This is a genomic window from Isoptericola sp. NPDC057391 (assembly GCF_042668085.1).
GTDB lineage: Bacteria > Actinomycetota > Actinomycetes > Actinomycetales > Cellulomonadaceae > Isoptericola.
Window position 1 is genome coordinate 1 of sequence record NZ_JBHVBO010000189.1, and the last position, 7457, is coordinate 7457.

2 protein-coding genes are annotated in these 7457 nt (G+C 72.6%); both read right to left on the reverse strand.

Annotation, left to right across the window (positions count from 1 at the left end; translation table 11 throughout):
* Nucleotides 1-31 precede the first annotated feature (31 nt).
* Entirely contained in the window at nucleotides 32-1192 is a 1161-nt protein-coding gene (gene chvE / locus ACFUVW_RS17915) for a multiple monosaccharide ABC transporter substrate-binding protein (RefSeq protein WP_430572662.1), read from the reverse strand.
* Between the two features lie 320 nt (nucleotides 1193-1512).
* Nucleotides 1513-7392, reverse strand: a complete 5880-nt coding sequence (gene pulA, locus ACFUVW_RS17920) for a pullulanase-type alpha-1,6-glucosidase (RefSeq protein WP_430572663.1) — start codon at nucleotides 7390-7392, stop codon at nucleotides 1513-1515.
* Between the last annotated feature and the right edge of the window lie 65 nt (nucleotides 7393-7457).

Genomic DNA, 7457 nt, shown 5'->3' on the forward strand with positions numbered 1-7457 from the left:
GGGCCCGCCCGTGCGGGTCACGGCCTGCGGATCAGTCGTCCGTCTGACCGGCCTTGACCTCGTCGGCGGTGTAGTAGCCGGAGTCGATCAGCACGGGCTGGATGTCGTCCTTGAACACCGTCTGGACCTCGAGCAGGTACGACGGGACGACCTTCACGCCGTTGTCGTACGTCTCGGTGTCGTTCGCCTCGGGCTCCTCGCCCTCCACGAAGGACTGCGTCGCCTTGACGGCCTGCTCGGCGAGGAGGCGCGTGTCCTTGAAGATCGTCGAGGACTGGACGCCGTCGTTGATCAGCTTGATGTTGGAGATCTCGGCGTCCTGGCCGGTGACGACGGGCAGGCCGTCCTCCAGCGTCGGGCCCATGCCCGCGCCCTTCAGCGCGTTGATGATGCCGCGGGACAGGACGTCGGCCGGCGCGAGCACGCCGTCCAGCTTCTCGCCGCCCTGGTAGGTGGACGTGAGCAGGTCCTCCATGCGCTTCTGGGCCGTCTCCAGCTCCCAGCGCTGCGTCGTGACCTGGCCGAAGTCGGTCTGGCCGGACGGGACGACGAGCGTGCCGTCGTCGATGAGCGGCTGGAGCACCGACATCGCGCCGTCGAAGAAGAAGCCCGCGTTGTTGTCGTCGGGCGAGCCGGCGAAGAGCTCGATGTTGTACGGGCCCTTCTCGCCGGTGGGCTCGTCGTTCTCGTCGAGGTAGCCGAGCCCGCGCAGCAGGGCGTTCGCCTGCGCCACGCCGACGGCCTCGTTGTCGAACGTCGTGTAGAAGTCGACGTTCTCGCTGTCGCGGATGAGGCGGTCGTACGCGATGACCGGGATGTTCGCCGCGGCGGCCGCGTCGAGCTGGCTGGTCAGCGCGGTGCCGTCGATCGAGGCGATGACGAGGACGTCGACCCCCTCGGTGATCATCGAGTCGATCTGCTGCGTCTGGGTCGGGATGTCGTCGTTGGCGAACTGCAGGTCCACGGAGTAGCCGAGGTCCTCCAGGCCCTTCTTGACGTTGTTGCCGTCCTGGATCCAGCGCTCGTAGGTCTGGGTCGGCATCGCGACGCCGATCTTGACGTCGTCGTCGCCGTTCCCCGCGGCGGCGTCCGCACCGCCGCCACCGCCGGCCCCGGAGCCGCCGCACGCGGCGAGTCCCAGCGTCAGCGCCGCACCGGCGGCCACCGCGCCCATCGTCTTGGCGAGTCGCATCCTCGCGCTCCTTCTCGTCGTCGAGTGTCCCCCGGCAGCGACCGTCGCCGCCGGCGCCCGGACGCCGGGGTGCTCCCCGGACGGCCGAGCCGGTCCGCGGTACAGACTGCTGCGTTCGAGTTCCGAAGTCAAAGCCTCGGCGGGTGGAAAGCGATAACGATCCCGTCACGGCCGGTGTCCGACGGCGCAGGACCGCGCCAGCCCGGGGCGCACGCACAGGCGGAGGGCCGCGGGACGACGTCCGTCCCGCGGCCCTCCGAGCCGCGACCGCCGCGGCGGTCAATTTGTACGTCGAACACAACCGTGACGACGTGCCGCGCTCAGCGCTGCGGGTCCTCCAGCACCGCGACCGTCCGCGCGGGCACCGTGACCGTGCCCGTCCGCGCGTCCCACCGGGTCCCCCGGACGACCGCGTCCTCGCCCGAGCGCTGCACGCCCGAGAGCCGGAAGTCCCGGCCGCGCAGCTCGGGCAGCTCGAGCGTCACGGGCTCGGGCGACGCGTTGAACACCGTGAGCACCCCGTCGAGTCGACGGTCCGCGTCGCGCCCCACGGTGTCGTCCACCGCCATCGCGACGACGCCGGGCGTCGCGTCGGGGCCGGAACCCGGGAACGACACCTTCTGCTGGATCGCCGCGGCGCTGCCGAGGCGGAACAGCCGGGTCGACGAGCGCAGCTCGAGCAGCTCGCGCGCCGCCTCCGACGCCACCCGGATGTCCGACGGCGCGGGCTTGAGCGCCGGGTCCGCCAGGAGCGGCGCCATGACCGGCCAGGCGTCGGCGTTGTCCGCCGCCGGCGGCAGTCCGCGACCGAACCCGTTGTCCTGCCCCGACCAGTCGATCGCGTTGAACCAGTCCCCCGAGTCGTAGGAGTTGCGGTCCAGCGACTTCGAGCGCAGCAGGTCCGTGCCCGCGTGCCAGAACGACGGGGTCTGGGCCAGCGCCGTCGTCGCGAGCGAGACGGTGTTCATCCGCACCCGGTCCGCCATCGGGGTGTCCTGCGGCAGCTTGAGCGTCAGCAGGTCGAAGAGCGTCTCGTTGTCGTGCGCGTCGACGTACGTCACGACCTCCTCCGGCGAGTCCGCGTACCCCGCGGGCGCGCCGCGGTAGTCGAGGTCCTCGCCCCGCGTCGTCTCCCCGGCGCCGTCGTCCGACGCCCGGAACGCGAAGTCCCGCAGGTTGCCCGCCAGGCCCAGGCGCACCAGGTCGGTCTGGTGGCCGAGGTCGGCACGCTCGTCGTCCGAGCCATCGTTGACGCTGCCGGCGTGGCCCTCGATGGCCTCGCGGCCGTTCGGGTCGGTGAACAGCCCCGTGCCGAAGCCCTGGGTGAACCGCGACGCGGCGTCCACCGGCGAGCCGCCGTGCACGGCGTCGCGCAGCCGGTCGCTGAACGTCCCGATGCCCGTCCCGCCGAGCTGCCCCTGGGTGGCCTGCGTGAACAGGGCGTTGTCCGCGACCTCGCCGAAGTTCCAGCCCTCGCCGTACAGGTAGACGGCGGACCCGTCGACGCCGTCCTCGCGGACGGTCAGGTCGTCGAGGGCCTCGCGCACCGCCAGCATGTTCTCCCTCGAGTGGTGGCCCATGAGGTCGAAGCGGAAGCCGTCCACCTTGTAGTCGCGGGCCCACGTGACCACCGAGTCCACCATGAGCTTGCCCGCCATCGCGTGCTCGGTGGCGACGTTCTGGCAGCAGGTGCTCGTCTCGACCGCCCCCGTGGTGGGGTTCAGCCGCTGGTAGTAGCCCGGCACCACCCGGTCGAGCACGCTCTTCGCGTCCTGGCCGCCGGCCGCCGTGTGGTTGAAGACCTGGTCGAGCACCACCTGCAGCCCGGCCCGGTGCAGCGAGCCCACCATGGTGCGGAACTCGGCCACCCGCGCCCCACCCTCGGCCTCGACGGCGTACGAGCCCTCGGGGACCGAGAAGTGGTACGGGTCGTAGCCCCAGTTGAAGCCGTCGTTCGCCGCGACGTCGGCCACCGCCGCCTGCTGCTCCTCGGAGTCGGGCGCGAACCCGGACAGGTCGCCCGTCGTCTGCTGGTCGGCGCGGTCCTCGGGGATCGTCGCGATGTCGAACGTCGGCAGCAGGTGCACCGTCGTCATGCCCGCGTCGGCCAGCTCGCGCAGGTGCGCCATGCCGTCCGACCGCCGCTCGGCGAAGGCGAGGTACGTGCCCCGCCGGTCCTCCGGCACCGTCTCGTCGGAGATCGAGAAGTCGCGCACGTGGAGCTCGTAGATCGTCTGGTCCACGGCCCGCTCGACGACGGGCTGGCGCGCGTGGCGCCAGACCTTGGGCTGCCAGCGCTTGTCGTCCAGGCCGACGACCACGGAGTGCGTGGAGTCGAGCGTGAGGCCCACCGAGTACGGGTCGGTGACGACGTTCGTCTCGACCTTCCCCGTGCTCGGCACGTAGACCCGCACGGCGTACCGGTAGCGCGCGCCGTCCCACGGGAGCTTCTTGGCGGCCCGCTTGCCGTCGAGGGTCCACGAGCCGTCGCGCTCCCGGTCGGCTTCGAAGCGCTCGGGGTCGTCGGCCAGGTCGCGGCCCTCGGGCCACACCAGCAGGTCGACGTCCTGGGCGGTCGGCGCCCACAGCGCGAACGACGCCCACCTGCCGTTCGGGTGCAGCTCCGCGCCGAACGTACGCTTCGACGCCCGCTCGCTGTACAGGTCGTCGAGGACGCCCGGGGTCTGCACGCCCGTGGCGGCGGACAGGCCGTCGTCCGACGCGCGCGTCACCAGGAGCTGGCCCTGGAGGAGCTCCTCGACCACGGCGCGGTCGAGCGGCGTCCCGTCCTCGTCCACCGGCGCGAGGGCCGTGTGGCCCGCGAGCGCCGGGAAGTCTCCCGCGACGTCGTCGGGCACGTCCCCGGCGGGGGCCAGGTCGTAGGACGCGGCGCCCTCCGGCAGGTCGCCGCCGTCCGGCCCGCGCACCTCGCCGTCGGCGACGGCGAGCCCGCCGTCCGGCGCGGTCCACAGGGTCCAGCCGTCGCCCGCGCCGAGGTCGCCCGGCGCGAGGACGAGGCCCTGCCGCACCCAGTGCGCGGCCTGCTGCCCGGCGCCGGGCAGCGGCGGGTTCTCGACGCCGACCTCGAGCACGTGCGTGGCGAGGTCGTAGGAGAAGGCCACGGTCTCGCCGTCACCCACGCTGAAGGAGTAGTTGGCGCCGTCGGGCGCGCCGCCCACCCCGTAGTTCTCCGCCCAGCTCAGGCCGTGGGCCACCTTCACCTCGTAGGCGCCGGCCGCCAGCGCGTCCGTCGACCAGGTGTACGTGCCGTCGCCGTCTGGGTCCCGCAGCCACGACGCGAGGCAGTCGGGCGCCCACGACACAGGTTCTCCTGAACTGCTCGTGCAGCCCACCTGGTCCTGGAACGACCCGGCCAGCGTGACGACCGGGCCCTGCGCCGTGGACGAGAAGTCGTGGCTCACCGGGTCCCAGTAGAACGTCACCTCGCCGCCGTCGTGCGAGTAGGTGGCGTTGCCGCCGTCCCGCACTCCCCCGACGCCGTAGTTGACGTCCCACGAGCCGTTGATCGCGACCTTGTACTCGTGGTCGCCCGCCGGCAGGTCGAACGTGCTCTCCCACACGCCGTCCGGACGCTCGGTGAGGCGGGCGCCCTCGCAGTCGGGCGTCCAGTCGCCGGCGCAGCCCATCTCGCTGTTGTGGCTGCCGGGCACCGTGACCAGGTCGATCTCGGGCTCGGGCTCCTCGCCGCCGACCACGCCGGACACGTCGACGCCGACCGACGCGAAGGTCGAGGCGGCCGCGCGGTCGCCGTCGGCGTCCTGCGTCACGGCGCGGTACTCCACCAGCGTCCCCTCGGGCAGGTCGCCCGCGTCGTGGAAGACGCGGGGCGTGGTGTCCTCGGCCGTGCCGAGGGCGTGCCACTGGGCGGTGCCGACCTCGCGCCACGCGAAGGACGTCTCCGCCCACGCGTCGTCGTCGACGTCGGCCGCCACGGCCGCGGTGCCCGTGACCGCCGCGCCCGCCGCGGGCACGGCGACGTCCAGCGTGCCGTCGGAGTCCGCGCCCACCGTGCGGTCGGCGCGCAGCACCAGGGCCGACGTCGCCGGGACGGTGACGGTGGCCTCGCCGGCGTCGTCCGCCGTCACGGCCTCGCCGTCGCCGTACAGCACCTCGTACGACGCGCCCGGGGTGAGCGTGGTGAATGTCGCGCTCTTCGCCTGCGCCGCGTTGTTGACCGCGACCAGGTGCTCGACCTTCTCCTCGCGGTCCATGCGGCTGAAGGCGTAGATCCCCGCACCGTTCTCGGCGTACCGCTCGACCTGCGCGCCGGTCGCGAGTGCCGGGTGCGCCTCCCGCAGCGCCGCCAGCTCGGCGACGTGCGTGTACAGCGGCGCGTCCGTGGCGAACCGGTCCACGCTGCCCGCCTGCTCGCCCGTGACCAGCGACTGGTCGGCGTACTCGTCGACCTGCGTGGCGAACAACGTCTGGCGGGCGTCCTTGTCCCCGCCCGTGCCGGCGAAGCCCTGCTCGTCGCCGTAGTACACGACCGGCTGGCCGCGCGTGAGGTACATGAGCTCGTGCGCGAGCTCGTCGCGGGCCTGCGGCTCGTCCGTCCCGGCAAGCATGAAGCCGACGCGGCCCATGTCGTGGTTGCCGAGGAACGTCGGCAGGGCGGCCGCGGACTTCGTCGGCGTCGTGTACCGGTCGTCGCTCGCGAACAGGCTCGCCAGGCCGCGGGCGCTGTTGCCGCTCGCATAGCTGGTCGCGGCCGCCTGGAATGAGAAGTCGAGCACCGAGCTCATGGCGGTGTCGCGCACGTACGGCGACGTCTTGGCGGCGTCGGCGTCGTACACCTCGCCGAACATGAAGAAGTCGTCGTTGCCCTGCGCGTGCGCGTAGTCCATGACCTCGGCCGACCAGGTCTCCCAGAACTCCGGGTTCACGTGCTTGACCGTGTCGATGCGGAAGCCGTCGATGCCGAGGTCGATCCAGTCGGTGTAGACGTCGACGAAGCCGTCCACGACGCGCGGGTCCTCGGTCATGAGGTCGTCCAGGCCGTCGAAGTCGCCGTACGTGACCGACTCCCCCGTCCACGTCGAGTTGCCCCGGTTGTGGTACAGCGTCGGGTCGTTGAGCCAGGAGGGGACCTTGGCGGCGGCGTCCTCGGGCGCGATCACCGGCGTGTAGGGGAACGACGTCGCGGCGTCCAGCGCGGGGAAGTCCTCCGAGCCCGCGACGTCGGCCGGGTCGAAGGCGTTTCCGGCGGCGTCGGTGTACGGCGAGGTGGCCTGGTCGACGTACCCGTACTCCCCCTCGGCGTAGTCGATCACGTCGGCCGTGTGGTTGGTGATGATGTCGAAGTAGACCTTGATGCCCTTCGCGTGGGCCTCGTCGATCAGCGCCTCGAGCTCGGCGTTGGTGCCCAGGTGCGGGTCGATCCGCGTGAAGTCGGTGATCCAGTACCCGTGGTAGCCCGCGCTCGCGTCGGCGCCCGTGCCCTGCACCGGCCGGTTGAGGAACGACGGCGTGAGCCAGATGGCGGTGGTGCCCAGGCCCTCGATGTAGTCGAGCCGCTCGCGCAGGCCGGCGATGTCCCCGCCCTGGTAGAAGCCCTTGTCCGTGGGGTCGAAGCCGTGGTCGAGCCGGTCGCCGGCGATCCCGCCGGTGTCGTTCGAGGCGTCGCCGTTCGCGAACCGGTCGGTCATGACGAAGTAGAACCGCTCGTCCGAACCCGGCTGCCGCACCGGCGGCACCACCAGGTCGGCGTCGGTCGCGTCGTCGTACCCGCCCGCGAGAGTGAGGGGTGTGAGCGCGATGCGGTGCGTCGCGTCGTCGTACGTGACCCGCACGCGCGCGTCGCCGCCCAGCACCAGGGGCGCGTTCTCGTCGGTGCCCTCGCGGCCGTACGACTCGTCCCACGCGCCGTCGAGCGCGACCTTGTACTCGTAGGTGCCCGCGGGCAGGTCGAACTCGCCCGTGAACGTGCCGTCGCCGGCCGGTGCGAGCGCCGTCGCCGCGCAGGCCGCGTCCCAGTCCTCGGCGCAGCCGAGCTCGGTCTGGAGACTCCCGGCGAGCGTGGCGGTGCGGTCGGCGGCACCCGCCGCGGGCGCCGCCGTGAGGGCGAGCCCGCCGAGGCCGGCGGACAGCGCGGGGACGGTGAGCGCGACCGCGGTCAGCGACGCCGCCGCGCGACGGGTCGGGCGCCTTCGGAGGGCGCGGGCCTGGGCAGCACGAGGCATGGGAGGACTCCTTCGTCGTCCGGGTGCGCGGGTCGCGACCCGCCGCCGACTGTACCGTTGCTGCC

Excerpts from the sequence above, each read along its gene's own strand:
- chvE (WP_430572662.1), bottom strand. The coding sequence starts at position 1,192 with ATGCGACTCGCCAAGACGATGGGCGCGGTGGCCGCCGGTGCGGCGCTG.
- pulA (WP_430572663.1), bottom strand. The coding sequence starts at position 7,392 with ATGCCTCGTGCTGCCCAGGCCCGCGCCCTCCGAAGGCGCCCGACCCGT.